The 21,483-nt window shown below is 62.0% G+C and carries 29 protein-coding genes; 17 read left to right on the forward strand and 12 right to left on the reverse strand.

What is annotated here, in order from left to right; genetic code table 11:
• Nucleotides 1-30: 30 nt before the first annotated feature.
• The 3 genes from ACFFNA_RS24890 to ACFFNA_RS24900 all read right to left on the reverse strand — a co-directional run bounded on the left by ACFFNA_RS24890 (nt 31) and on the right by ACFFNA_RS24900 (nt 2,067).
• Nucleotides 31-1,131 carry an OmpA family protein gene (locus ACFFNA_RS24890; protein ID WP_378922380.1) on the reverse strand — a complete coding sequence of 367 codons (1,101 nt, stop codon included), beginning with the start codon at nt 1,129-1,131 and terminating at the stop codon, nt 31-33.
• 67 nt (nt 1,132-1,198) lie between these two features.
• On the reverse strand, nt 1,199-1,738 hold the full coding sequence (locus tag ACFFNA_RS24895) for a GNAT family N-acetyltransferase (RefSeq protein WP_378922382.1): 540 nt from the start codon (nt 1,736-1,738) through the stop codon (nt 1,199-1,201).
• Nucleotides 1,739-1,836: 98 nt separating this feature from the next.
• Entirely contained in the window at nt 1,837-2,067 is a 231-nt protein-coding gene (locus ACFFNA_RS24900) for a YdeI/OmpD-associated family protein (RefSeq protein WP_378922384.1), read from the reverse strand.
• A 160-nt stretch (nt 2,068-2,227) separates the two neighbouring features.
• On the opposite strand from ACFFNA_RS24900, the gene ACFFNA_RS24905 reads away from it, so the two are divergent.
• Nucleotides 2,228-2,683 (forward strand): DUF2214 family protein, encoded by a 456-nt coding sequence (locus ACFFNA_RS24905; RefSeq protein WP_378922385.1) that lies wholly within the window; start codon nt 2,228-2,230, stop codon nt 2,681-2,683.
• On the opposite strand, the gene nth is transcribed toward ACFFNA_RS24905, so the two are convergent.
• Nucleotides 2,677-3,483, reverse strand: a complete 807-nt coding sequence (nth, locus tag ACFFNA_RS24910) for an endonuclease III (protein ID WP_378922387.1) — start codon at nt 3,481-3,483, stop codon at nt 2,677-2,679. The genes ACFFNA_RS24905 and nth overlap by 7 nt on opposite strands.
• A 22-nt stretch (nt 3,484-3,505) precedes the next feature.
• Here nth and ACFFNA_RS24915 point away from each other — a divergent pair, with 22 nt between their 5' ends.
• Entirely contained in the window at nt 3,506-4,000 is a 495-nt protein-coding gene (locus ACFFNA_RS24915; protein WP_378922389.1) for a DUF2244 domain-containing protein, read from the forward strand.
• A gap of 2 nt (nt 4,001-4,002) precedes the next feature.
• Here ACFFNA_RS24915 and ACFFNA_RS24920 read toward each other — a convergent pair whose 3' ends face one another.
• Nucleotides 4,003-4,770, reverse strand: a complete 768-nt coding sequence (locus ACFFNA_RS24920; RefSeq protein ID WP_378922391.1) for a class I SAM-dependent methyltransferase — start codon at nt 4,768-4,770, stop codon at nt 4,003-4,005.
• 161 nt (nt 4,771-4,931) lie between these two features.
• Between ACFFNA_RS24920 and ACFFNA_RS24925 the strand changes: the two genes are divergently transcribed.
• The 11 genes from ACFFNA_RS24925 to ACFFNA_RS24975 all read left to right on the forward strand — a co-directional run bounded on the left by ACFFNA_RS24925 (nt 4,932) and on the right by ACFFNA_RS24975 (nt 12,364).
• Nucleotides 4,932-5,807: a methylated-DNA--[protein]-cysteine S-methyltransferase gene (locus ACFFNA_RS24925; RefSeq protein ID WP_378922393.1), complete on the forward strand. Its 876-nt coding sequence runs from the start codon at nt 4,932-4,934 to the stop codon at nt 5,805-5,807.
• A 223-nt stretch (nt 5,808-6,030) separates the two neighbouring features.
• Nucleotides 6,031-6,501, forward strand: coding sequence for a hypothetical protein (locus ACFFNA_RS24930; RefSeq protein ID WP_111548772.1), 471 nt, complete (start codon nt 6,031-6,033; stop codon nt 6,499-6,501).
• 20 nt (nt 6,502-6,521) lie between these two features.
• Complete coding sequence (locus ACFFNA_RS24935) at nt 6,522-6,914, forward strand: hypothetical protein (protein WP_378922395.1); 393 nt, start codon at nt 6,522-6,524, stop codon at nt 6,912-6,914.
• A complete protein-coding gene (locus ACFFNA_RS24940; RefSeq protein WP_378922397.1) occupies nt 6,881-7,399 on the forward strand; it encodes a hypothetical protein in 519 nt (172 codons plus the stop codon). Before ACFFNA_RS24935 ends, ACFFNA_RS24940 begins: the two co-directional genes overlap by 34 nt.
• A complete protein-coding gene (locus tag ACFFNA_RS24945) occupies nt 7,374-7,856 on the forward strand; it encodes a hypothetical protein (RefSeq protein ID WP_378922399.1) in 483 nt (160 codons plus the stop codon). Before ACFFNA_RS24940 ends, ACFFNA_RS24945 begins: the two co-directional genes overlap by 26 nt.
• 144 nt (nt 7,857-8,000) lie before the next feature.
• On the forward strand, nt 8,001-8,906 hold the full coding sequence (locus tag ACFFNA_RS24950) for a ribokinase (RefSeq protein ID WP_378922401.1): 906 nt from the start codon (nt 8,001-8,003) through the stop codon (nt 8,904-8,906).
• A 1-nt stretch (nt 8,907) separates the two neighbouring features.
• A complete protein-coding gene (locus ACFFNA_RS24955; protein ID WP_378922403.1) occupies nt 8,908-10,356 on the forward strand; it encodes an amidase in 1,449 nt (482 codons plus the stop codon).
• A gap of 113 nt (nt 10,357-10,469) precedes the next feature.
• Nucleotides 10,470-11,084 carry a LysE family translocator gene (locus ACFFNA_RS24960; RefSeq protein WP_111548778.1) on the forward strand — a complete coding sequence of 205 codons (615 nt, stop codon included), beginning with the start codon at nt 10,470-10,472 and terminating at the stop codon, nt 11,082-11,084.
• Nucleotides 11,085-11,203: 119 nt separating this feature from the next.
• Nucleotides 11,204-11,521, forward strand: a complete 318-nt coding sequence (locus ACFFNA_RS24965; RefSeq protein ID WP_146606215.1) for a hypothetical protein — start codon at nt 11,204-11,206, stop codon at nt 11,519-11,521.
• Entirely contained in the window at nt 11,518-11,892 is a 375-nt protein-coding gene (locus ACFFNA_RS24970) for a hypothetical protein (RefSeq protein WP_146606216.1), read from the forward strand. Before ACFFNA_RS24965 ends, ACFFNA_RS24970 begins: the two co-directional genes overlap by 4 nt.
• A 160-nt stretch (nt 11,893-12,052) precedes the next feature.
• A complete protein-coding gene (locus ACFFNA_RS24975; protein ID WP_378922406.1) occupies nt 12,053-12,364 on the forward strand; it encodes a hypothetical protein in 312 nt (103 codons plus the stop codon).
• 83 nt (nt 12,365-12,447) lie between these two features.
• On the opposite strand, the gene ACFFNA_RS24980 is transcribed toward ACFFNA_RS24975, so the two are convergent.
• Entirely contained in the window at nt 12,448-13,389 is a 942-nt protein-coding gene (locus tag ACFFNA_RS24980) for a nucleoside hydrolase (RefSeq protein ID WP_111548782.1), read from the reverse strand.
• Nucleotides 13,390-13,704: 315 nt separating this feature from the next.
• Here ACFFNA_RS24980 and ACFFNA_RS24985 point away from each other — a divergent pair, with 315 nt between their 5' ends.
• Complete coding sequence (locus tag ACFFNA_RS24985; protein ID WP_111548783.1) at nt 13,705-14,130, forward strand: Hsp20 family protein; 426 nt, start codon at nt 13,705-13,707, stop codon at nt 14,128-14,130.
• A gap of 65 nt (nt 14,131-14,195) precedes the next feature.
• Entirely contained in the window at nt 14,196-14,453 is a 258-nt protein-coding gene (locus ACFFNA_RS24990) for a BQ00720 family protein (RefSeq protein ID WP_095084707.1), read from the forward strand.
• 73 nt (nt 14,454-14,526) lie between these two features.
• On the opposite strand, the gene ptsN is transcribed toward ACFFNA_RS24990, so the two are convergent.
• The 6 genes from ptsN to lptC all read right to left on the reverse strand — a co-directional run bounded on the left by ptsN (nt 14,527) and on the right by lptC (nt 19,728).
• Nucleotides 14,527-14,991, reverse strand: a complete 465-nt coding sequence (ptsN, locus tag ACFFNA_RS24995; RefSeq protein ID WP_111548784.1) for a PTS IIA-like nitrogen regulatory protein PtsN — start codon at nt 14,989-14,991, stop codon at nt 14,527-14,529.
• 59 nt (nt 14,992-15,050) lie between these two features.
• Nucleotides 15,051-15,635, reverse strand: coding sequence for a ribosome hibernation-promoting factor, HPF/YfiA family (hpf, locus tag ACFFNA_RS25000; protein ID WP_378922409.1), 585 nt, complete (start codon nt 15,633-15,635; stop codon nt 15,051-15,053).
• Nucleotides 15,636-15,901: 266 nt separating this feature from the next.
• Nucleotides 15,902-17,428, reverse strand: a complete 1,527-nt coding sequence (rpoN, locus tag ACFFNA_RS25005) for an RNA polymerase factor sigma-54 (RefSeq protein WP_378922411.1) — start codon at nt 17,426-17,428, stop codon at nt 15,902-15,904.
• Between the two features lie 200 nt (nt 17,429-17,628).
• On the reverse strand, nt 17,629-18,447 hold the full coding sequence (gene lptB, locus ACFFNA_RS25010) for an LPS export ABC transporter ATP-binding protein (RefSeq protein WP_111548787.1): 819 nt from the start codon (nt 18,445-18,447) through the stop codon (nt 17,629-17,631).
• The gene (locus ACFFNA_RS25015) at nt 18,447-19,028 is read right to left on the reverse strand and encodes an LptA/OstA family protein (RefSeq protein WP_111548788.1); all 582 of its coding nucleotides are present in this window, start codon (nt 19,026-19,028) and stop codon (nt 18,447-18,449) included. Before ACFFNA_RS25015 ends, lptB begins: the two co-directional genes overlap by 1 nt.
• Complete coding sequence (gene lptC / locus ACFFNA_RS25020) at nt 19,015-19,728, reverse strand: LPS export ABC transporter periplasmic protein LptC (RefSeq protein ID WP_111548789.1); 714 nt, start codon at nt 19,726-19,728, stop codon at nt 19,015-19,017. Before lptC ends, ACFFNA_RS25015 begins: the two co-directional genes overlap by 14 nt.
• A gap of 412 nt (nt 19,729-20,140) precedes the next feature.
• On the opposite strand from lptC, the gene sppA reads away from it, so the two are divergent.
• Together sppA and ACFFNA_RS25030 are read left to right on the forward strand one after the other, a co-directional pair.
• Nucleotides 20,141-21,097 carry a signal peptide peptidase SppA gene (sppA, locus tag ACFFNA_RS25025; RefSeq protein ID WP_378922414.1) on the forward strand — a complete coding sequence of 319 codons (957 nt, stop codon included), beginning with the start codon at nt 20,141-20,143 and terminating at the stop codon, nt 21,095-21,097.
• Between the two features lie 81 nt (nt 21,098-21,178).
• Nucleotides 21,179-21,463: an integration host factor subunit beta gene (locus ACFFNA_RS25030; RefSeq protein WP_006200394.1), complete on the forward strand. Its 285-nt coding sequence runs from the start codon at nt 21,179-21,181 to the stop codon at nt 21,461-21,463.
• Nucleotides 21,464-21,483 lie beyond the last annotated feature (20 nt).

The following is a 21,483-nucleotide window of genomic DNA, read 5'->3' on the forward strand; positions in this document are numbered from 1 at the left end:
GGGGTCGAAGGCGCCGCAGCCGGGACTGCGTCAGTTCAATTTGACCAGAACCACACGGCGGTTCTTGGCGCGGCCCGCCTCGTCGTCATTGCTGGCGACAGGCGCCATCATGCCGGCGCCGGCAGCGGTCAACCGCGCCCCGTCAATGCCGTACTTCGCCACAAGTGCTGCCTTGACCGCTTGCGCCCGCCGCGACGACAGGTCGAGATTGTAGTCGAAGGCGCCTTGATTGTCGGTGTGGCCGACGACGATCACCGCCATGCTGGGCTCGTTTGCCAGCAGTGTCGAAATCTCCTTCAGTGTCGGTTCTGACTCCGGCTTGATGTCGGCCTTGTCGGTGTCGAAGAAGATGCCGTAGAGCGAAATGCTGCCGGTGGCGGACAGCGAATCCGCCATCTTGGCCGCCTCGACGACCACCATCTTCTTGTCGCGCGCCTTGGGTTCCAGCACCTGGACGACGGCGACGGTGCGGCCGTTGAGCTCCTTGCAATAGAGATCGTCAGTCATCGAATAGGTCTGCACGGTGACATAGGCGTCGCCGCCGTCCTGCGGCACCTTGGCCGAGAAATAGCGCTGGTCGTTGATGCCCGAGGTCAGCGCGCAGGCGCCATTGGAAAAGGCCGAGTCCTTGAGATCGCTCTCATGGAAGGAATACATCGTCAGGCTCATGTCGCCGCCGCCGCCGCTCGACGAACGGTCAGCGGCGCCGCCGCATTCCTCCTTCTTGCATTCGAACAGGATTTCGCCGCCGGCCGCCTCAACCACATCCTGATAGTTGCGCAGCACTTCGAGCGGCGAGCGCTCGGCCGGCAGCACATAGGCGATGCGAGTCAAAGCGCCCTCGACCTCGGCCTTCTTGTCGGGTGCGAAGACACGATTGTTCATCGCATCACGCGCGTCAGGGTCGGCGCTTGGCTTCAGCGGCGACAGCGGCACACTGAAATCGGTGAACGCCAATTTCTCATAGGAGACGATGAACGAGCCTTCGTATCGCTTGGCGAGTTGGTTGTCGGCGGCGCCCTCGATATCGGCGGTCGGCACCGTCGCGTCGGCTGCCGCCAGCCGCAATGTCAGCACGAGCACAAGCCCTGCCCAGAAAAACCTGATGGCTGTCGTCTTCAATGCATGCATCGATCATCCCCCCTTCGCACTGCGATCGATGCTTAGCAGAGCGGGTATGTCCAGTCGATGACGCCGCTCAGGGCAGCCGCTCCAGCAGGATGGTCGGGGCGTCGTGGTAGGTGGTCCGGACCACCTCCCGGTAACCGCACTTCGTCGCAACGTTCAGCGAAGCGGCGTTTTCCGGATCGATGATGCAGACGGTTTTCGCAGGCCCGAAAATCTCTTCGCCCCATGCCAGGACGCGGCCAACCACCTCGGTGGCGAAGCCTGCGCCGTGAACGGCCGGAGCCAGCGCCCAGCCGGCCTCGGGAATGCCTTCGATCGACGGCTCCATATCGCGCTTCAGATCGTGAAAACCGGCCTCGCCGATGAAACGGCCCGTCGCCTTCTCCTCGATCGCCCAGAAGCCATAGCCGAGCAGGGACCACAGGCCGGCATGACGCAGGAAGCGCATCCAGCTTTCTTCGCGCGTGCGCGGCTTGCCACCGATGAAACGGGTGACGATGGGATCGGTCCACATCGTCGCATAGGCGTCGAAATCTCCCAGCCGATGTGCCCGCAGGATGGTTCGCTGCGTCTCGATGACGGGAGCACTGGTTAATTGCGGATTGCTCATGGGTTCTGCCTCGCTTGTCTACCCGGCGCGTAGCAAATTTCCCGGGCCAGGCAAGGGCCAAGGCAGAGCACGTCATCTTCCAGACGAGAAAATCGCGCTCAGCCGCGCCAGGCCATGTTCATGTAGACGCGGCCGCGCTGCAGCTCGTCCAGCATCTGGTCGAGCCGTTTCTGCCTGGTATCCGGCCGCCTGGCACGGCTGATCCAGCCGAGATAATCGTTCTTCTGGTAATCCGGCCGTGCCTCATAGGCCGTTATCAAACCGCGCTCCACCAGGACAGCGCTGACATCGTCTGGCATCGGGTTCAGGGTGCGCTTCAATCCGGTCATGCGCGCAACTTCTAGGCTGTCAGGAACTGGCGTCAATGACGCTCACGGCTAGGTCGAAAGCGAGCTCGCGTGTGGGAATCTTGCGGAACGATGCTACCCTTCGCAAGGTGACTGGTTCAGCGTGGCCTGTCTCAGTGCCTGCCAACAAGGGGAAAGTGCCATGGACACCACCGATCTTGTGCTTGCCATCGTCCACCATCTGCTGGTGTTTTCCCTGGCAGGGATCATCGGCGCCGAATTCGTGCTGATCCGCGGCGATCTGGCCGCCGCCACGCTCAAGCGGCTCGCCGGCATCGACCGTCACTATGGCATCATCGCCGCGCTGATCATCATCGTCGGCATCGGCCGCGTCTTCTATGGCCTCAAGGGTTGGGAATTCTACGTCTACAACTGGGTGTTCTGGGCCAAGATGGCGGCGTTTGGCATCGTCGGCCTGCTGTCGATCATCCCGACCGTCCGCTTCATTTCCTGGAACAGGCAGGCAGGCGCCAATCCCTCGTTCCTAGTGCCGGCAGCCGAGCTTGCTTCGGTGAAAACCTACATCCGCGCCGAGGCATTCCTCTTCCTGCTGATCCCGGTCTTCGCGGCGGCGATGGCGCGCGGCTACGGCTACTGATCTTCGGCGGCAACCGTTTCAAGCGGAGCTATCGGCACCAACGGTGCCGGAATGCTGGTCGTCTTCTCCTGCGCCTTGCAGATGTCGGCGATGACACAAGCCGGGCAATCCGGCTTGCGCGCCTTGCAGACATAGCGGCCATGCAGGATCAGCCAGTGATGCGCGTGGCGCATATACTCGCCCGGGATGATCTTCAACAATCCCTGCTCGACCTCTTCCGGCGTCTTGCCGGGCGCCAGCCCGAGCCGGTTGCCGATGCGAAAAATATGGGTGTCGACCGCCATCGTGTGCTGGCCGAAGGCCATGTTGAGCACGACATTGGCGGTCTTGCGCCCGACCCCCGGCAGCTTGACCAGTTGGTCCCGGTCGTCAGGCACGTCGCCACCATGATCGCGGATCAGCGCCTGCGACAGCGCAATCACGTTCTTCGCCTTGTTGCGCCAGAGCCCGATGGTTCTGATGGTGTCGCCAACCTTGGCTTCACCCAGCGCCAGCATCTTTTGCGGTGTGTCGGCAGCCTTGAACAGCGCCCGCGTCGCCTTGTTGACGCCGGCGTCGGTCGCCTGCGCCGACAGCACCACCGCCACCAGCAATGTGAAGGCGTTGACATGTTCGAGCTCGCCCTTCGGCTCCGGCCGCTGGACGGCAAAGCGCCGGAAGATCTCGTGCATTTCGGCCGGGCTGTAGCGCGACGAGTGCCGCACCGGCCGCGGGCGCGGCTTGGCGTTCGACCCGTCACGCCGGCCGGGCAACAGCTCTTTTTTGGGCATGGATGACTCTTTGGACTTGGGGCTCGCCATTTCCTTCCTATAATATCCCGCCATGAGCGACACAAACGCCTCATTCCAGGCCGACGAACCATTCTTTCAGGCACTGCTGACCCCGCACCGGTCTTTGGGCAAAACCGGCTTTGCCATGCTGATGGGCGCGCTGCTGTTCGGCTGGCTGGTGACAGGCGCGTTTTTCCTGTCGCGCGGCGCCTGGCCGGTGTTCGGCTTCTTCGGCCTCGACGTGGTCGCCGTCTACATCGCTTTTCGCGCCAACTATCGTGCCGCACGTGCCCGCGAGGAGGTGTCGGTCTCGCGCACCAGCCTCGACATCCGCAAGACCGCACCATCTGGGAAGTCGGAAGCGCATCGCTTCAACCCGTTCTGGGCGCGGTTCTCGGTCGCCCGTCACGCCGAGATCGGCATCACCCGGATGACGGTGGAAGGACACGGCCAGAACGTGCCGATCGGTGGCTTCCTCAACCCTGACGACCGCGAGACCTTCGCCACTGCCTTTTCGCGGGCGCTGGCGACCGCCAAGGCGCGCTGATTCTAGAACCGGTAACGCAAAAGCCTGCCGACTTTGCGCAATGCGGGAATGTGTCTCCAAAGACGGATGAACAGTTTGGCGGACCAGCCCATGCGGGCAGCGTGTTCGGGCTTGTAGGCCGAAATGTCCTCGACGAACCGCAGCTTCGGAATGGCCAGCTCCAGTTCGTGCGGATCGTCGATCGCCCAGTGGACCTGAGCTCCCGTCGCCTTGATGGTCGGATTGAGGCGAAGCAGCTTCAGGCCGAAACGGCTGTAGGCATCGAACATCAGCTCGCCGCTGGCAAGATGCGAGACGAGCCGCGCAAACAGCCGTGGCCCCTCGTCGGCGGGAAGATAGGGGGTCAGTCCTTCTGCCACCACGATGGCCGGGCGATTGCGGGGCACTTGAGCCAGCCAACCCGGTTCGGTCACCGACGAAGCGACCAGATGGCAGTGGTCGCGGGACGGGTAAAGCTTGCGCCTGAGTTCGATGACTTCCGGGTAGTCGACATCGAACCAGTCCACGCCTTGTGGTGGATCGACGCGGAAGATGCGCGTATCGAGCCCGCAACCAAGATGCAGCACGATGGCGTCGGGATTTCTGGCGAGAAAGTCCTGAACGCGGACATCCAGCGTCTTTGCCCTGATCGCCAGGCCGACACCGAGATTGGTGTCGACCTTGAGCCTTGAGAAATCATAGTCGATCTTGAGCACCGCCTCGTCGGCGAAATGATCCACGAGCAGCGAATCCGGCAACCTGCTCTCCAGCGCCTTGCCGTAGAGCGTCATCAGCAAGGTCTCCTTTCCCCGGTCAGATGCACTTTCTCGCCAGCCATGAGCAATTCCTCAGCCGAAACCCGAGTCTATCTGGGTATGCGCTGCAAGAAGGCAAGTTTCGGGTGGCGACCGACGCCCCAAGGGGCGATATTCCTGCCCAAGGAGACAGTTCCATGAGCACACAGACAGCAGTTCTCAAAAAGGACATCACGCCCGAAGGCAGCGACTACGAAATCGTGCGCCGCGCCATCGAGAAGATCAGCCTCGACTATCGCGACCAGCCATCGCTGGAAGAACTGGCCGAGGAGGTCGGCGAGACGCCGACCGGCCTGCAGAAACTGTTCACGCGCTGGGCTGGCCTGTCGCCAAAAGCCTTCCTGCAGGCGGTGACACTGGACCATGCCCGCAAGCTGCTGGATTCGGGCATGCCGCTGCTCGAAACGTCGTTCGAGCTGGGCATGTCCGGCCCCGGCCGGCTGCACGACCTCTTCGTCACCCATGAAGCAATGTCGCCGGGCGACTACAAGACGCGCGGCGCAGGCCTCACCATCCGCTACGGCTACCACCCCTCGCCGTTCGGCACTGCCCTGATCATGGCTACCGACCGCGGGCTTGCCGGCCTCGCCTTCAGCGATCCAGGCGAGGAACGCGCCGCCTTCGCCGACATGTCCAGCCGCTGGCCAAACGCCATCTATGTCGAAGACATGGCCGCGACGGGACCCTATGCCGCGCGCATCTTCGACCCGACGCTGTGGCGCCCCGACCAGCCGCTGCATGTCGTCATGATCGGCACCGACTTCCAGGTCCGTGTCTGGGAGGCGCTGCTCAAGATCCCGATGGGCAACGCCCGCACCTATTCCTCGATCGCCGCCAGCATCGGCGCGCCGAGCGCCAGCCGTGCCGTCGGCGCCGCCAACGGCGCCAACCCGCTCTCTTTCGTGGTTCCCTGCCACCGCGCCATCGGCAAGTCCGGCGACCTCACCGGCTATCACTGGGGCCTGACCCGCAAGCGCGCCATCCTGGGTTGGGAAGCAGGGCAAGTGTCGTAGTGAATGTCGATTTTTTCAAATGTTGCCGAAAAATCTATAAATGCCAGACTTATCAAGTATAGGTACGATTATTGCATCGGATTTTCTTGATTGCAACCAAAGGCAACCTCTGGTTTACCCGATTGTTATTTTCATCAATTATTTAAGTTAACTCTAAATTAACCACGATAAAGTGATGATGACCCATATTAATTCGGGCGATCCGGCTTAATGGGAGGTCTCGATGACGCTGTTTCGCGCCGCCTTCGGCGCAGCTCTGCTGGTCACCTGTATTGACCAGACCGCATTGGCCACAACGCAAAATGTCATTTTCAATGGCACGATCACCGCGACCTGTACGCTCGTGGTCGTCACCAACGGCACGATGACGGTGAGCCCCGATCTGCAGTCGCTAAGCTCGCACAACAGTGGCGGCTCGGCCGGAACGGTCACGCTGACGACGACCGGAGGTGTGTCGCTCAGCGTAGACCCGGTCACCACCACCTCGGCGCCGGCTGCCGATGTGACGGCCACCACCTGGACGCCGACCTATTCCGCCAGCGGCGCCCACACTGTCGCCGAAACGGGTTCAGCCAGCAGCTTGACCGCTCCCGGCGCCTCGCTTGTCTCGGTCAACCTCGCCGGCACCAAGGGCGGCAGCAACCGCTTCGCCGCCGGAAGCTATCAGGCGACGGTGACGGTACGCTGCGAATAAGCTCTCGGAAGGAGGGGTCCTTGACACATGCTCGAACCTTGGCGACGGCGCTGGCCGTCGGCCTGATGCCTATTGCCGCCGTGGCCCAGTCGATGTCGCCGATGCGAGGCGAGGTCAACAGCTTCACCGACGCCTTCGCGGTCCGGGTTTTCCCGGCCAATCCCTACGACCAGAAGATCAGGGTCGAAATCCACGTCTACGATCAGGATTTTCAGCCGGTGGACGCCAGGATTTCTCCAAGTGTCTTCCAGCTGGCTTCCCAGGCTTCCCGTCCTGTCCTCGTGGTCGTGCCCTTTGCCGGCGCCGCCGAGCGTAAGGTGCGTATCTGTACCGAAAGCATCCCCTTTCCCAATCAGCAGACCCAGATAAAGGCACAGATATGCGGAAAGTTTTTTGGGCACCGCAAGTCCTGACAGTCGCGCTTGCAGCGATGTCAGCGGGGATCTCGCCGGTTCTGGCCGAGGATGTCTACAATCTCAACCAGAATGAGAGCGGCTTCAACCTGCCCGGTGTGACCTTGCCTCAGGGGCAGGACGAGGTCCACGCTTCCGACGGCACCACCTGCCGTTCCGCCGTCTCCGGTTCCGGCGCCTATCTCGACCTCGGCGTCATTAGAGGCAATAACCGGTCGAACAATGACGTCGCCACCTACGGCCGCGTGGTGATTCCGATTGGGCGTACGCCGAAGCGCGTCGACTGCAGCCGCCTCTACGAGCTTGAGGTCGAGCGCCTGCAACTGGAGCTGAAACTCCTCAAAATGGGGCTCGGCGCCGACGGCCAGACGGCGAGCGTGGCCGCGAGCGCTCCCGCTCCTGCGGCCGCATCACCCGGATGGGCCAACGAAGGCTGGAGCATCAGGACCGGAAATGGCGATGGCACGAAAAAGAAAAAGAAATAACCGCGCGTTGCTTGCAACGGCAGCACTTGCCGGCTTCTGCCTTCCGGTGCAAGCGGCGATCATCGGCACCTGCACCATCATGGTCGGGGCGTCGGGAACGATGACCGCAAATCCCGCCATCGGCATACTGGGCTCCAAACAGGCAGGCGGATCGAGTGCGAGCGCCACCATCGTGGCAAGTTCCCTGGCGTGCTCCGTGCTCAACTTGCTGGACTGCTATTCCGTTTCGGCGCCGGCGCCTGCCGCGTTCTCGTCCGCGCCAAGCGGCGGCGGCACCAACGTCACCTTCGCCTCGGTCTTCCGTCTCGACGGCTCGGGGGTCGACAACAACGGAAGCGTGCCGCAGAGGGTTATCAACGGCACCCACCCCATGCAGGTCGACCTGACCGCCACCAAGTCGAGCGGTATCTTTCCTGCCGGCAACTATCAGGGCACGGTCACCGTGCGCTGTGAATAACCACAAATCGAGCTGGACCATTCGCGTGGTCTGGCAAGCCGCGGCCTTACAGGTTAGCTTCCCGCGCGATTGGAACGACCGGCGTTCGCCCGCATGCACAAAGGACGCTCCAACATTTGAATTTGTTCTGGCAGGAGGCCTTGCTTGATTATCGTTATCGGCTCGATCAACCTCGACCTGATCGCCAATGTCGACCGCTTGCCGAGCCCAGGCGAAACGGTAGGCGGCTCAAGCTTTGCCACGGCGCCCGGCGGCAAAGGGGCGAACCAGGCGCTGGCGGCGGCACGCGCCGGCGCCCCGGTGCGCATGGTGGGCGCCGTTGGTAAGGACAGCTTCGCCGCCGAGGCGCTGGCATTGCTGCGCGACGGCAAGGTCGACCTGTCCGGCGTCGCCGAGACTTTTGCCTCGACGGGTACAGCCCTGATCATGGTCGGCGACGACGGCGAGAACATCATCGCCGTGGTGCCGGGCGCCAACGCTTCGGTCGTGCCCGGCGATCTCTCAAAAGCCTTTCTGAAAAAGGGCGATGTCGTACTCCTGCAGCATGAGATTCCGCTGGCGACCGTCGATGCCGCGCTCGACCAGGCAAGAGTGGCCGGCGCCATCACGGTGCTCAACACCGCGCCTTTCCAAGGCGAAGCAGCGGCCTTTCTCGGCAAGGCAGACTATGCCGTAGCCAACGAAACCGAATTCGACCTCTATGGCGAGGCGCTGTCGCTGAACGGCCGCGACCGGGCGGCGCGCATGCGCGACTATGCCGGGAAGACCGGCCGCACCATCGTCGTCACGCTCGGCGGCGACGGTGTGATGGCAGCGACGCCAAGCGATTTCCTGACCGTTCCGGCGATGAAGATCACCCCTGTCGACACGGTCGGGGCCGGCGACACATTCTGTGGTTATTTTGCCGCCAGCCTGTCGTCCGGCCTCGCGCTCGACAAGGCGCTGGCACGCGCCAGCGCGGCCGGCTCGCTTGCCTGCCTGAAGCCAGGCGCCCAGCCGGCGATCCCGCTGGCCAAGGATGTCGACCAGGCGTTGCAGGAAACTCATTGAGATGCTGCGCCCTCAGACGAAACACGCCGTGGCGCCGGCCGGCGACATCTGCCGCCTGTCCGCGGTCGCACTTGCCGACGCGATCCGCCAAAAGAAGCTTTCCGTCCACGAGGTGGTCGCGGCTTTCCTCGACCGCATTGAGACGGTCAATCCGCTGGTCAACGCAATCGTCTCCTTGCGCGACCGCGGCGACATCCTGCGCGAGGCCGACGCTGCCGATGCCCGGCGGGCAGATGTCGAAACCGGCCCGCTCTTCGGCCTGCCGATCGCCATCAAGGACCTCGCCTCGACCGCGGGCCTCAGGACCTCGCTCGGCTCGCCGATCTTCGCCGATTTCGTGCCGCAGGAAGACGATTTCTTCGTCGAGCGTATCCGCGACGCCGGCGCCATCATCATCGGCAAGACCAACGTTCCGGAATTCGGGCTTGGCTCCAACACCTACAACAATGTGTTCGGGCCGACGCTGAACGCCTTCGATCCAGCCCTGACCGCCGGCGGCTCGAGCGGCGGCGCGGCGGTGGCGCTGGCGCTCGACATGCTGCCTGTCGCCGATGGCAGCGACTTCGGCGGCTCGCTGCGCAACCCGGCGGCCTGGAACAATGTTTTTGGCTTCCGCCCGTCGCAAGGGCTTGTTCCCGGCGGACCCGACTTCGAGGTCTTTCATGCGCAGATGGGTGTCGATGGGCCGATGGGCCGCAATGTCCGCGACATGGCCCTGCTGCTCGACGTGCAGGCGGGTTATCATCCGCACGCGCCATTGTCCTATGAGAAGCCGGGCTCGTTCCTCGATGGGCTTGGAACAGCGACGACTGGCGGCCGCATTGCCTGGTTCGGCGACCTCGGCGGTCATCTGCCGGTCGAAGCCGGTATTGTCGACCTGTGCGAGACAGCGCTCGGCCGGTTCGCCGATGCATCATTCCCCTGCGAACCGCTACGACCCGATTTCGATTTCGAAGCTCTGTGGCAGGCCTTTGTGACACTGCGTCAAGCCAGCAGCGGCTGTGCGCTCAAAACCCACTACGACGATCCCTCGAAACGCGGCCTGCTGAAGCCGGAAGCCGTCTGGGAGGTAGAGAACGCGATGCGGCTGACGGCGCCGCAGATCCGCGCGGCCTCGGTCATCCGCACGTCCTGGCATCGAACGCTGCTGTCGATCTTCGACCGCTTCGACCTCGTCGCGCTGCCGACCGCGCAGGTCTTCCCCTTCGATGTCGGCACGCACTGGCCTCGCGAGGTCGCCGGACGAGCGATGGACAGCTACCACCGCTGGATGCAGGTTTCCGCATTCGCCACCCTGGGCGGCTGTCCGGCGGTCAATGTGCCGGTCGGCTTCGACGACAAGGGCCGGCCAATGGGCATGCAGTTGATCGGCCGCCCGCGCGGTGACCTCGCCGTGCTCAAGGCGGCAGCCGACTATGAGGCGACGCTGCCCTGGCAGGCCGGCGCCTGAACCGGGTGCACTGGCGTATCGCAGCGCTTCGCGTACCGGCTTGCACCGGCAGCGCAGCTATGCATTGATTATCGTCAGCCGCGCCGCCCTGGCGGCATTCCAAGGGAAAAATCATGTCGCTGGAACTCTACGCCGCCTATGTCGTCGCTTGCATCGTCATCATCCTGGTGCCCGGCCCAACGGTCACGCTGATCATCGCCAACAGCATCCGCCATGGCTCCCGCGCCGGGCTCGCCAATGTCGCCGGCACGCAGGCCGGGCTCGCCGTGATGATCGCCATCGTCGGCATTGGCCTCAACACGCTGATCTCGGGCATGGGCCACTGGTTCGAATGGGTGAGGCTGATCGGCGCCGCCTATCTGATCTGGATGGGCGTGCAGATGTTCCGTTCCAAGGGCACGTTGAACGCTGATGGAACGGCAAGGAAACCGCGCGGCGGCTTCTTCCTGCAGGGCCTGCTGGTGGCGCTCAGCAATCCCAAGACGCTGGTGTTCTTCGGCGCCTTCTTTCCGCAGTTCATCGCGCCTCAGGGCAACTACTCGCTGCAGATCGTCGTCATGGGCCTCACCGCCATGATCTTCGCCGCCATATCGGATTCGACCTATGCACTGGCCGCCGGTCGCGCCGGGCGTCTGCTGTCGGCCAGCCGCATCAAGCTCATGTCCAGGATCAGCGGCAGCTTCCTGGTCGGCGGCGGCCTGTGGCTGGCGTTTTCACGGTCGAAGTAGTTAACAAGGCCGCTAAAGCACCGACACTGGCGACATGCGTTCGTCAGGGCATCAAGCCGATGCATTGAAATTGGGATTTCTGGTCTCCACATGATTTCATGAACAGGGGGCCAGGGTTCGTGCCGCGGACTTCTTTGGAATCGCGACTTGATACGCCGGGTGCAATCATCATAGGCGTGTTTTTTGCAATTTTGGTTGCCCTGTTTTTTATCAGGCTTGCAAATGAAGTGAGTCCGATCCGATCTGTTGACGTGTTCGATGCAACGATCAAAAGCGTCTATTGGGGCAAAGGCCACGGCACCACATACGCGCTGTCCCTCAACGACAACTCGTTGGTGCTCGTCGACGATGAGCAACCGCACCTCATCGGCTCAAACGTCAGGCTTGAGCGCGCTACCCACGACAACGGTTCCGTCTCTTACCGGTTTGCCAATTGAGCCATATGGCAAAAGCGCGGTTCGCCCTCGCCTTCATGCTCCTGCAGGAGAATCTCAGGGGTATCGTCATTACTGGCCTGATCGTCGGCACGTGCATTCTTGTGATCGGCATCCCGATTGCAAGGCGGAGCAGCCCGATCGTCACGCTGGAGCGCTTGACAGGTACAGTCGCCACCGTGCTCGACGCCTCTCCATCACCTGATACCGGGATCACCGGCGGGTTCCGCTACCTCTACGGAATCCGCCTCGACGAAAATGGCCCGTTGGTATTCGTCTACGACGCAGCGCCGCGAGCTGCCGGATCTAGCGTTTCGATCGAACGGCAATATCGTGAGAACGGGGTCGATACCTTCCGGTTGCTTCGCGAGTGAACGGTCCTGGCCGGCATTTATCAGGATCGAATTGGCCAACATATTTTAGATCGGCTCTATTGAAGTGAACTCTTGTTCCACTCAAATATACAGCATGGGCCAAACACGGCTTTCTCTTAGAAATCGACTAATTCTGCTTCAAGCAGAATATCGAGACGCAGTGATCGGCGTGGCTTTATTCTGTGCGATTGCTCTGATGAAATCCTTGCCGATTTTGACAAGGCAGAATAGCCCGATTGTCGACACGCAACGCGTGAGCGGCATCGTCGAATACGTTACGATGCCGCAAAATCCGAAAGTTTCCATCGGTCGCGGATTCTATTTCACCTATGAAGTCCGCCTTCAGGACATCAATGCCGTTGTGTTTGTCGATGGCGAAGTCGATACGCCACATAGGATCGGATCGGAAGTTTCTCTCGAACGACAGCACCACCAGAATGGCACCGACACGTACCGATTGCTCAACGGATGAACCCGATCCGTGACGCCCAGAAGCCTACGCCCGGGCTTACCCGAGTGTAGGCAGCAGTGCCGGCGACATGTCTGAGAAGGCGCCTAAAGCCTCCCCAACCTCTCGACCAGCAGTGCGAAGAAGCCATCATGGTCGATGTCGCGCATCACCATGGCGTTCTTCGGCCGATTGGTCACGCTCCACCAGTCGATGACGGTCATGCCCATGGTCAGTTCCGAGGTGGTTTCCACGCTGACATTGCAGTTGCGGCCTTTGAACAGGTCCGGCTTCAACAGATAGGCGATGACGCAGGGGTCGTGCAGCGGCCCACCGTCGGTGCCGTATTTCTCCTCGTCGAAGCGCTCGAAGAATTCCAGCATGTCGGCGGTCGCCGTGCCGACCTTGGTGCCGAGCGCGCGGAAGGCCTGCGTGCGCTTGGCGGTGGTCAGCGCCTTGTGGGTGACGTCGAGCGGCATCATCACGATCGGAATGCCGGATTTGAGCACGACGTCGGCCGCCTGCGGATCGACATAGATGTTGAATTCGGCCGACGGCGTGACGTTGCCGCCTTCGAAGAAGCCGCCGCCCATCAGCACGATTTCCTTGATGCGCGGTGCAATGCGCGGTTCGCGGATCAGCGCCAGCGCAATGTTGGTGAGTGGCCCGAGCGGGCAAAGCGTGATGGTGCCGCTCTCTTCCTTCATCAGCGTCTCGACGATGAAATCGACGGCATACTGCTCCTGCAGCTTCATCGTCGGTTCGGGCAATTGCGGCCCGTTGAGACCGGTCTTGCCATGCACTTCCTCGGCGGTGACCAGTTCGCGCATCAATGGCCGGATGGCGCCTGCATAGACCTTGATGTCCGGCCGGCCGGCCAGCTCGCATATCTTGCGGGCATTCTTTTCAGTAAGCTTCAGCGGCACGTTGCCGGCAACGGCGGTGATGCCGACGATCTCCAGCTCGGAGCTGCCGAGCGCCAGCAAAATGGCGACGGCATCATCCTGGCCGGGATCCGTGTCGATGATGATCTTGCGTGATTGAGGCATTTCAATTCCTTGTTTGGCGAGGCCGTGGACTTGGACGAATCCGATCGAAACATCTAAATGACGCCGAAGCGGCTGCGAGCTGCCATGTCGAACCGCTCGACCGGGGAAGACAATCCCGACCTGCGCGCTTCTCCTTGCATCTGCGAGCCGTTTCAAGCGCCATGTCGATCATTCCTGTGAGTCCACGACCTGGTCTTTTTGGGCGGGTCTTTTGACGGCTTGAACTTGGTCGCGGGGCGGACCATATCAAGACCATCGGGAAAAATGCCATCTGGGTTTTTCCACTTTATGTCGCTCTTGAGAGGACAGTGTAACATGAGCCGAATGACGCCCTTTTCCAGCCCGCTTCTCCTTGGTTTCGACGCCATGGAAAAGACACTGGAACGTCTGGCGAAGTCCGGTGACAGCTACCCTCCCTACAACATCGAACGCCTCAGCGGCGCCGACGGCAAGACCGAAAGGTTGCGCATCACATTGGCGGTCGCCGGTTTCGCCGAAAGCGATCTCGATGTCTCCACGGAGGAAAACCAGCTGGTCGTGCGCGGTCGTCAGACCGACGATACCGAGCGCGAATTTCTTCATCGCGGCATCGCCGCGCGCCAGTTCCAGCGCTGTTTCGTGCTGGCCGACGGCATGCGGGTGATCGCGGCGGAACTGAAGAACGGCCTTTTGTCGATCGATCTCGATCGGCCGGAGTCCGAACGGCTGGTACGAAAAATAAACATATCGGTGAAAGACTGATCTTTACCGATGGCTCTCATGCGGGATGGCCTTGAGCGGCGTCCTCGCGCCAAGGAGGCTTTGAAATGACCAGAACTGACGAAAATCTCACCATGACCAGCGGCGAATTCGCCCATCTCGGCGAGGGCTCGGTCGCCTATCTGCGCAAGGTCTCGAGCGACGAATTGCTCGGCCGTTTCCCGAACCTCGGTGAAATCGCTCCCGGCATGGAACTGTGGGCGCTGTTTGCCGCCAATGGCCAACCGATCCTGCTTTCCGACGCGCGCGACCGCGCGCTGGCCGGCGCCATGGAAAACGACCTGACCACGGTCGCCATTCACTAAGCCCGGCGCGCCCGGCTCAAACGGACAGGGCCGCCCACGGCGGCCCTTGAGTCTGGTTCAATCCAGAAAAATGTCAGGCCGCGTGCGAGGCTTGCGTATCCGACAGCAGCGCATGGATTGCCGTGGCGTCGCGCGTACCCCTGATCTTGGCCACCGTGTCGGCATCGCGCAGCACCCGCGCGATGCGCGACAAGGCCTTGAGATGGTCGGCGCCTGCCCCTTCCGGCGCCAGCAGCAGAAACACCAGATCGACCGGCTGATCGTCCAGCGATTCGAAATCGACCGGCGTCTCCAGCCGGGCGAAAACCCCGGCGATGCGCTTCACGCCGGCCAGCTTGCCGTGCGGAATGGCGATGCCGTTGCCGACGCCCGTCGAGCCCAGCCGTTCACGCTGCAGGATGGTGTCGAAAACTTCCCGCTCCGGAATGCCGGAAATCGCCGCCGCCCGTTCGGACAGCAATTGCAACAGCTGCTTCTTGGAGTTCGCCTTCAACGCCGGCAGTATCGCCGGAACGTTGATAAGATCGCTCAGATCCATGCTTGAAAATCCCTTGTTCGCCTGCCGTCACCAGTCCTCACCCCTCGTGCGGCCGGCTCTTATCCTTGTGCGACCTTGGTCGTGGACGGGTCGATCCAGCCGATGTTTCCATCGGGCCGGCGATAGACGATGTTGAGATGGTCGTTTCCGGCGTTGCGGAAGACGAAGACCGGGCTGTCCTTGGTGTCGAGCTCGATGACCGCCGACGCCACCGACATGGTCTTCAGCGTCATGGTTGATTCGGCGACGATGGCCGGCGCGAAATTCTCCGGGATGTCCTCGTCGTCATCGGCCAGCGGCGCCATCACCGTGTAGGCGATGTCGGTCAGATCGCCGTTGGCGGTGCCCGAATTGTGCGATTTCAGCCGGCGCTTGTAGCGCCTCAACCGGGTTTCCAGGCGATCGGCGGCGGCCTCGAAGGCCACCGTCGGATCCTGGGCATCGCCGGTGGCCTGTAGCGAGGCGCCGGAATCCAGCCGGATCATGCAATCCGCCGAATAGCGCGAACCTGATTTGATGACCGTGACGTGTCCGGCAAAACCGCGATCGAAATATTTGCCGATCGCTTCGCCGACACGATCGTTGATGCGTGTACGGAACGCATCGCCGATATCCATGTGTTTTCCCGATATGCGCAGATTCATCTGAAAACTGACCTTCCTTGCTCAGGCTTCAAACTGGCCCGAGTTTATACTCGTGGTCCGTGCGCACAAGCTTTGCGGCGTCACTCGCGCCGATTTTAAATCCGAACTTTCCGGTTGATCACAAGCCGTCCTTTTGACCGTCCCGAGGCCAACGTCGTGACGGACCATCCGCATGGGGGCATCTAGCCCCTCTCATGCGGGCGGGCTTCTAGCCACTTCGCCGCGGCTTGTCAATGAAGTGCTGGCCTGTGGAAAATCGAACCGTATCAGCGCCCGGCGCTGGCCAGTGCCCGTTTCTCGCGTCGGCGCTGCACCGAGGAGGGAATATTCATGCCTTCCCGGTACTTGGCGACGGTGCGCCTGGCGATATCGACGCCACTCTCGCGCAACATGTCGACGATCGCATCGTCGGAAAGCACGTCGACGGGTTTTTCCTCATCGATCAGCTGCTTGATGCGATCACGCACCGATTCCGAGGAATGCGCATCGCCGCCACCCGACGCAGCGATCGGGGCGGTGAAGAAGTACCGCAGTTCGAACACGCCGCGCGGCGTCAGCATGTATTTGTTCGCGGTGACCCGGCTGACCGTCGATTCGTGCATGCCGATGGCATCGGCCACCGTGCGCAGGTTGAGCGGCTTCAGCTGGCGCACGCCATGGACGAGGAACGCATCCTGCTGGCGAACGATTTCCGAGGCGACCTTGAGGATGGTCTTTGCCCGCTGGTCAAGGCTGCGCGTCAGCCAGTTGGCGTTTTGCAGGCATTCGGCGAGGAAGTCCTTTTCCGCCTGGTTCTTTGCCTGCGGCGAAACCTGGGCGAAATAGATATGGTCGACCAGCACGCGCGGCAGCGTTTCGGCATTGAGCTCGACCGTCCAGCTGCCGTCATTGGCCGCGCGCACCTCGACATCGGCGACGATCGCGTCGCTGGCGCCGCCTGAAAACGCCATGCCCGGCCGCGGATCAAGGGCCCGGATCTCGGCCAGCATGTCGAGCAGATCCTCCTCGTCGACACCGCAGATCCGTTTCAGCGCATGGAAATCGCGCCGTGCCAGCAGTTCGAGATTGGCGACCAGCGCCTTCATCGCCGGATCGAGCCGGTCCCGCACGGCAAGCTGCAGCGACAGGCATTCGGCAAGGTCGCGGGCAAACAGGCCGGCCGGCTCGAACGTCTGGCACACCGCCAGGACCTTGCTCACCGCGGCAGCGTCCGTGCCGAGACGGGCGGCGATCTCGGCCAGGTCTGCGCGCAGATAGCCGGTCTCGTCGAGGCCGTCGGCAAGGTCGGCAGCGATCAGCCGTGCCGCCGGATCGGCGAAGGCGAGCGCCACCTGTTCGCCGACATGGTCGCGCAGCGTGATCGCCGCGGCCGCCATGTCGCCGGCGTCAAAACCCTCGGATGAGGAACTCGCGCCATTGCCGGAAGCCGATTTCCATTGCGCCGTCAGGTCGGGACCGAGCCGCTCGCTCGTCCCCGGATCGTCGGGAAACAGGTTTTCCAGCGACGTATCGAGCTTGTCCGAGATCGCCTCGGCGCTCCACTGCGTCTCGTTTTCGAACCAGTCGCCGTCGGCGGCGGCTTGCGGCTCCGCCTCGGTCTTCTGCGACTGATCACTGGCGGCATCGTCCTGCGGCTCGGCGCGCTCCAGCAGCGGGTTGCGCTCTATTTCCTCGTCGATGAAATGCTCGAGCTCGACATGGGTGAACTGCAGCAGCCGAATCGACTGCATCAGCTGCGGCGTCATCACCAGCGACTGCGATTGTCGTAGCTGTAGTTTCGCCGCCAATGCCATCGTCTGGTTTCAAACGCCTCGTCTACGCATCCGGGCTTCCGGACAGGAATTTTTGCAGCCGGTCATAGAAACTGGCCCAGCTTTTGCTTGTCAAGGCAATAGCTAGCAAAACTCGCTTACCGGAGCGTTATCTGGCGGCAAAATCGAAGAAAAAGGGCCGACTGGGCACCAAAAATCGTGTCAGGAAACAAATTTCACGCTCAGAGCGTAAAACCCTCGCCGAGATAGAGCCGCCGGACATCCGGGTTTGCCACCACTTCGTCGGCCCGGCCATGGGTCAGCACTTGGCCGGCATGGATGATGTAGGCGCGGTCGATCAGGCCGAGCGTTTCGCGCACATTGTGATCGGTGATGAGGACGCCGATGCCGCGCGCCGTCAGGTGGCGCACCAATTGCTGGATATCGGCGACGGCGATCGGATCGATGCCGGCAAAAGGCTCGTCGAGCAGCATGTAGGCCGGACGCGTCGCCAGCGCACGCGCGATTTCCAGGCGCCGCCGCTCGCCGCCGGAAAGCGACATGGATGGTGCCTTGCGCAGATGGCTGATGTGGAATTCCTCGAGCAGTTCGTCGAGATTGCGCTCGCGCTCCTTGCGGCTCTTTTCGACCACTTCGAGCACGGCGCGGATGTTCTGCTCGACACTCAGGCCGCGAAAGATCGAAGCCTCCTGCGGCAGATAGCCGATGCCGAGGCGCGCACGACGGTACATCGGCATCGAGGTAACGTCGAAGCCGTCGATCTCGATCGTGCCCTCATCCACCGGCACCAGGCCGGTGACCATGTAGAAACAGGTGGTCTTGCCGGCGCCGTTGGGGCCGAGCAGCCCGACGGCCTCGCCGGCGCGCACGCCGATGGTGACGCCGCTGACGACCTTGCGGCCCTTGTAGCTCTTGGTCAGACCCTTGGCGATCAGGGTTCCCTTGAACTTTCCCTTATCGACGGTCACCGTGGCCGGCGCCGAAACCTTGCCGGCGGCCCGTCCCGGAAGACGCGCCGTCAGCGACGACAGGCTGGCCATCAGGGGTTCGCCGCTCCCGATTTCGGCGGCGGTGTGATCGACATCTGGACACGTTGCCCAGCGCACGGATCAACCTGGGCCAGCCCGGTTTTCATCTGCACGACGAGCTTGCAGCCGACCAGCACGTTGTCGTTTTGCGAGAGCACCACCTTCTGACCCGAAAGCACCAGAACCTGGCTCTTCATATCGAAGCTGCCCTGATCGCCGGTCGCGATCTGCGCATCCGACTTGATGTAAACCTTGTCAGAGATCTCCAGATGATCGATGTTGGCCGAGCCGGTCATCGCCGCACCCGCGGCTTCCGTGCCCTTGGCCGCGGCATTGGGGTCCTTGACATAATAGACCGTCATCTTGCCGGCCTTCATCAATGTCGGCCCCTGGACGACGCTGACATTGCCCGTGAAGATGGCGACATTTTCGGCCTGGCGGACTTCCAGCTTGTCGCTTTCGATCTGGATCGGCTTGTCGCCGGACAGTTTGAGACCTGATTGGCTGGTGGACTGCGCCAATGACGGCACCAGCCCGAGCAGCAGCAACGCCGAAGTTGCAGCCGCGAGCCGCGTCGAACTACTGAGCCGCATTGGTTTCTCCGCTGTTTCCCTCTGCCGTCTTCAAGGCGGCGGAATCGATGTTGACGCGCACTTTGTTCTCGAAAACCAGAACCTTGCCATTGTCCTGGACCGACATCGAATCCGCCGTGATCCGCGACCCTTCACGGCCGACATCGACGGGATCTCCCGTCTTCATAGTGCCTTTGCCCATGTCGAGGAAGACCGATTTGAACTTGGCCCGCATGCCGTCGGTCGTGGTGATGGTAACGTCGCTGGTCAGGTTCATCGTATTGCCGTTGCGATCGTAGGTGCCGTGCGAGGCCTTGATCGCCGCGATATTGTCAGGTCCGACCGGGACCTTGGCGTCGATGCCTTCCAGTTCGATGATACCTTGCGTGCTGACATCCTGGATGGCGCGCAGGGCGGTCATCGAATAGGGCTGCTTCTGCTTGGTGAAACCGTTGAGCTTGGGATTGGCCATCACCAGCTTGCCGTTGGAAAAAGCGGTGCCATCCGCCTGGACCGCGACGGAGACGGGTGCGGCGAGATAGGAATAGACCGGGAAAGCGACGGCGATCAGTACCGCAGCCAACGGCACGGCAAACTTGAGAACGCGCACGCGGCGCGAATGACGCTGCGCGCGGTCGAAAGCATCGCCACGCATCCGGCCGTCCGCCGGGGGAGCCAACTCCATCTCGGCGTTGGTCGATTCAATCGGTCGCGCTAACATTTACCGCTTTCTTCTAAACCCCTTGCCCACCCGCGAGCACCGCCTATAGGTGGGACGCCGGCGCCTTCAAGCAAGCACAAGCCTATGAAAACTGCAAAAATGTGACAGCCGCGTTTGTACAGATGAAAATGAGATCCGCACAACTGCCCGTTCTTCATAGCAGAAACAGACACGCGGCGTAAAATTTATCAACTATCGGTCACGCCGTCCGACCTCGCGGCGATTGCACAAATACGTGAAGAGAGCTGTGCCTGGAGGGGGGCGGAGCCCGCCTGACCGCCCGATCGCGCATCCGGCATGGCCATCTTGACCGTCCGCGCCGATTGTCTCGTCTGGCCGGAAAAGAGAATTGCTTCCAGATGGGAAGATGATGGTCTAAAAGCGTGTCCTCCCGCCGACTGAAAGGCTGACCATGGCACTGAGAGCCGACGACCTGATCGACCGCCGCCGCTTGCGGCGCAAGCTGACATTCTGGCGGATTGCCGCCATCGGCATCGTAGCCCTTGGGGTGATTGCACTTTCAGCTTGGTTCTACGGCGACGATTTCACCGGCTCGGCGGTCGACCATATCGCCAAGGTCAGGATCGAAGGCACCATCACCGAGGACGAGGAGCTGATCAAGCGGCTGGAAACCATCCGCCAGTCGTCGAAGGTGAAAGGCGTGATCCTGTCGATCGATTCGCCTGGCGGCACCACGGTCGGCGGTGAATCGATCTACGAAGAGGTGCGCAAGCTGGCCGCCGACAAGCCTGTCGTGGCCGAAGTCGGCACGCTTGCCGCATCGGCGGGCTACATGATCGCCAGTGCCGCCGATCACATCGTCGCCCGCAAGACCTCGATCGTCGGCTCGATCGGCGTGCTGATCCAGTATCCGGACGTCAGCGGCCTGATGGACAAGCTCGGCGTCAAGCTGGAGGAAGTGAAGTCCTCACCGCTGAAAGCCTCGCCGTCTCCCTTCAAGCCGACCAATGACGAAGAGCGCGCCATGGTCCGCAAGCTCATCCTCGATAGCTACGACTGGTTCGTCGGCATCGTCGCCGAGCGTCGCAAGATGACCCGCGAGCAAGCGCTGGCGCTCGCCGATGGCTCGATCTTCACCGGCCGCCAGGGCGTCGCCAACGGACTGATCGACGGCGTCGGCGGCGAGACCGAAGCCGTCGACTGGCTGGCGACCAAGGGCGTCGATGCCAAACTGAAGGTCGTCGAGTGGAAGGATACGGAACGGCGCGGCGGCTTCCTGTTCTCGAAAGCGATGGCGCAAACGATCGGCAGCGCGCTCGGTCTGCCCGCCTACAGCGGCGATGTCATCCATGAACTCGGCGTCGACCGCTTGTTTCTTGACGGTCTCGTTTCCGTCTGGCACCCTTGAGATGCCGCTTGGGGCAAGTGAAAAAGCAAATAAAATCATCCTCATAATTTTGACCGCACTGCTTTCACGGGGACCCGTCTGATGATCAAGTCCGAACTTGTGCAGATTATTGCCACGCGCAATCCGCATCTTTTCCTGCGCGACGTCGAAAACATCGTCGGCGCGATCTTCGATGAGATCACCGACGCTCTTGCCGAAGGCAATCGTGTCGAGCTGCGCGGCTTCGGTGCTTTTTCGGTGAAAAACCGTCCCGCCCGCACCGGCCGCAATCCACGCACCGGCGAATCCGTCGAGGTCGAGGAGAAATGGGTGCCGTTCTTCAAGACCGGCAAGGAGCTGCGTGAAAGGCTGAACGGCGGCAAGTAGCCGCGGCGTCAGCGCCAAAC

Origin of the sequence: Mesorhizobium kowhaii (genome assembly GCF_042431665.1) — a bacterium.
Taxonomy (GTDB): Bacteria; Pseudomonadota; Alphaproteobacteria; order Rhizobiales; family Rhizobiaceae; genus Mesorhizobium; species Mesorhizobium kowhaii.

What these genes read in the sequence shown, in the direction of transcription:
- ACFFNA_RS24890 (WP_378922380.1), bottom strand. Translation starts at nt 1,131, where the DNA reads ATGCATGCATTGAAGACGACAGCCATCAGGTTTTTCTGGGCAGGGCTT.
- ACFFNA_RS24895 (WP_378922382.1), bottom strand. Translation starts at nt 1,738, where the DNA reads ATGAGCAATCCGCAATTAACCAGTGCTCCCGTCATCGAGACGCAGCGA.
- ACFFNA_RS24900 (WP_378922384.1), bottom strand. Translation starts at nt 2,067, where the DNA reads ATGACCGGATTGAAGCGCACCCTGAACCCGATGCCAGACGATGTCAGC.
- ACFFNA_RS24905 (WP_378922385.1), top strand. Translation starts at nt 2,228, where the DNA reads ATGGACACCACCGATCTTGTGCTTGCCATCGTCCACCATCTGCTGGTG.
- nth (WP_378922387.1), bottom strand. Translation starts at nt 3,483, where the DNA reads ATGGCGAGCCCCAAGTCCAAAGAGTCATCCATGCCCAAAAAAGAGCTG.
- ACFFNA_RS24915 (WP_378922389.1), top strand. Translation starts at nt 3,506, where the DNA reads ATGAGCGACACAAACGCCTCATTCCAGGCCGACGAACCATTCTTTCAG.
- ACFFNA_RS24920 (WP_378922391.1), bottom strand. Translation starts at nt 4,770, where the DNA reads ATGACGCTCTACGGCAAGGCGCTGGAGAGCAGGTTGCCGGATTCGCTG.
- ACFFNA_RS24925 (WP_378922393.1), top strand. Translation starts at nt 4,932, where the DNA reads ATGAGCACACAGACAGCAGTTCTCAAAAAGGACATCACGCCCGAAGGC.
- ACFFNA_RS24930 (WP_111548772.1), top strand. Translation starts at nt 6,031, where the DNA reads ATGACGCTGTTTCGCGCCGCCTTCGGCGCAGCTCTGCTGGTCACCTGT.
- ACFFNA_RS24940 (WP_378922397.1), top strand. Translation starts at nt 6,881, where the DNA reads ATGCGGAAAGTTTTTTGGGCACCGCAAGTCCTGACAGTCGCGCTTGCA.
- ACFFNA_RS24945 (WP_378922399.1), top strand. Translation starts at nt 7,374, where the DNA reads ATGGCACGAAAAAGAAAAAGAAATAACCGCGCGTTGCTTGCAACGGCA.
- ACFFNA_RS24955 (WP_378922403.1), top strand. Translation starts at nt 8,908, where the DNA reads ATGCTGCGCCCTCAGACGAAACACGCCGTGGCGCCGGCCGGCGACATC.
- ACFFNA_RS24960 (WP_111548778.1), top strand. Translation starts at nt 10,470, where the DNA reads ATGTCGCTGGAACTCTACGCCGCCTATGTCGTCGCTTGCATCGTCATC.
- ACFFNA_RS24980 (WP_111548782.1), bottom strand. Translation starts at nt 13,389, where the DNA reads ATGCCTCAATCACGCAAGATCATCATCGACACGGATCCCGGCCAGGAT.
- ACFFNA_RS24985 (WP_111548783.1), top strand. Translation starts at nt 13,705, where the DNA reads ATGAGCCGAATGACGCCCTTTTCCAGCCCGCTTCTCCTTGGTTTCGAC.
- ACFFNA_RS24990 (WP_095084707.1), top strand. Translation starts at nt 14,196, where the DNA reads ATGACCAGAACTGACGAAAATCTCACCATGACCAGCGGCGAATTCGCC.
- ptsN (WP_111548784.1), bottom strand. Translation starts at nt 14,991, where the DNA reads ATGGATCTGAGCGATCTTATCAACGTTCCGGCGATACTGCCGGCGTTG.
- hpf (WP_378922409.1), bottom strand. Translation starts at nt 15,635, where the DNA reads ATGAATCTGCGCATATCGGGAAAACACATGGATATCGGCGATGCGTTC.
- rpoN (WP_378922411.1), bottom strand. Translation starts at nt 17,428, where the DNA reads ATGGCATTGGCGGCGAAACTACAGCTACGACAATCGCAGTCGCTGGTG.
- lptB (WP_111548787.1), bottom strand. Translation starts at nt 18,447, where the DNA reads ATGGCCAGCCTGTCGTCGCTGACGGCGCGTCTTCCGGGACGGGCCGCC.
- ACFFNA_RS25015 (WP_111548788.1), bottom strand. Translation starts at nt 19,028, where the DNA reads ATGCGGCTCAGTAGTTCGACGCGGCTCGCGGCTGCAACTTCGGCGTTG.
- lptC (WP_111548789.1), bottom strand. Translation starts at nt 19,728, where the DNA reads ATGTTAGCGCGACCGATTGAATCGACCAACGCCGAGATGGAGTTGGCT.
- sppA (WP_378922414.1), top strand. Translation starts at nt 20,141, where the DNA reads ATGGCACTGAGAGCCGACGACCTGATCGACCGCCGCCGCTTGCGGCGC.
- ACFFNA_RS25030 (WP_006200394.1), top strand. Translation starts at nt 21,179, where the DNA reads ATGATCAAGTCCGAACTTGTGCAGATTATTGCCACGCGCAATCCGCAT.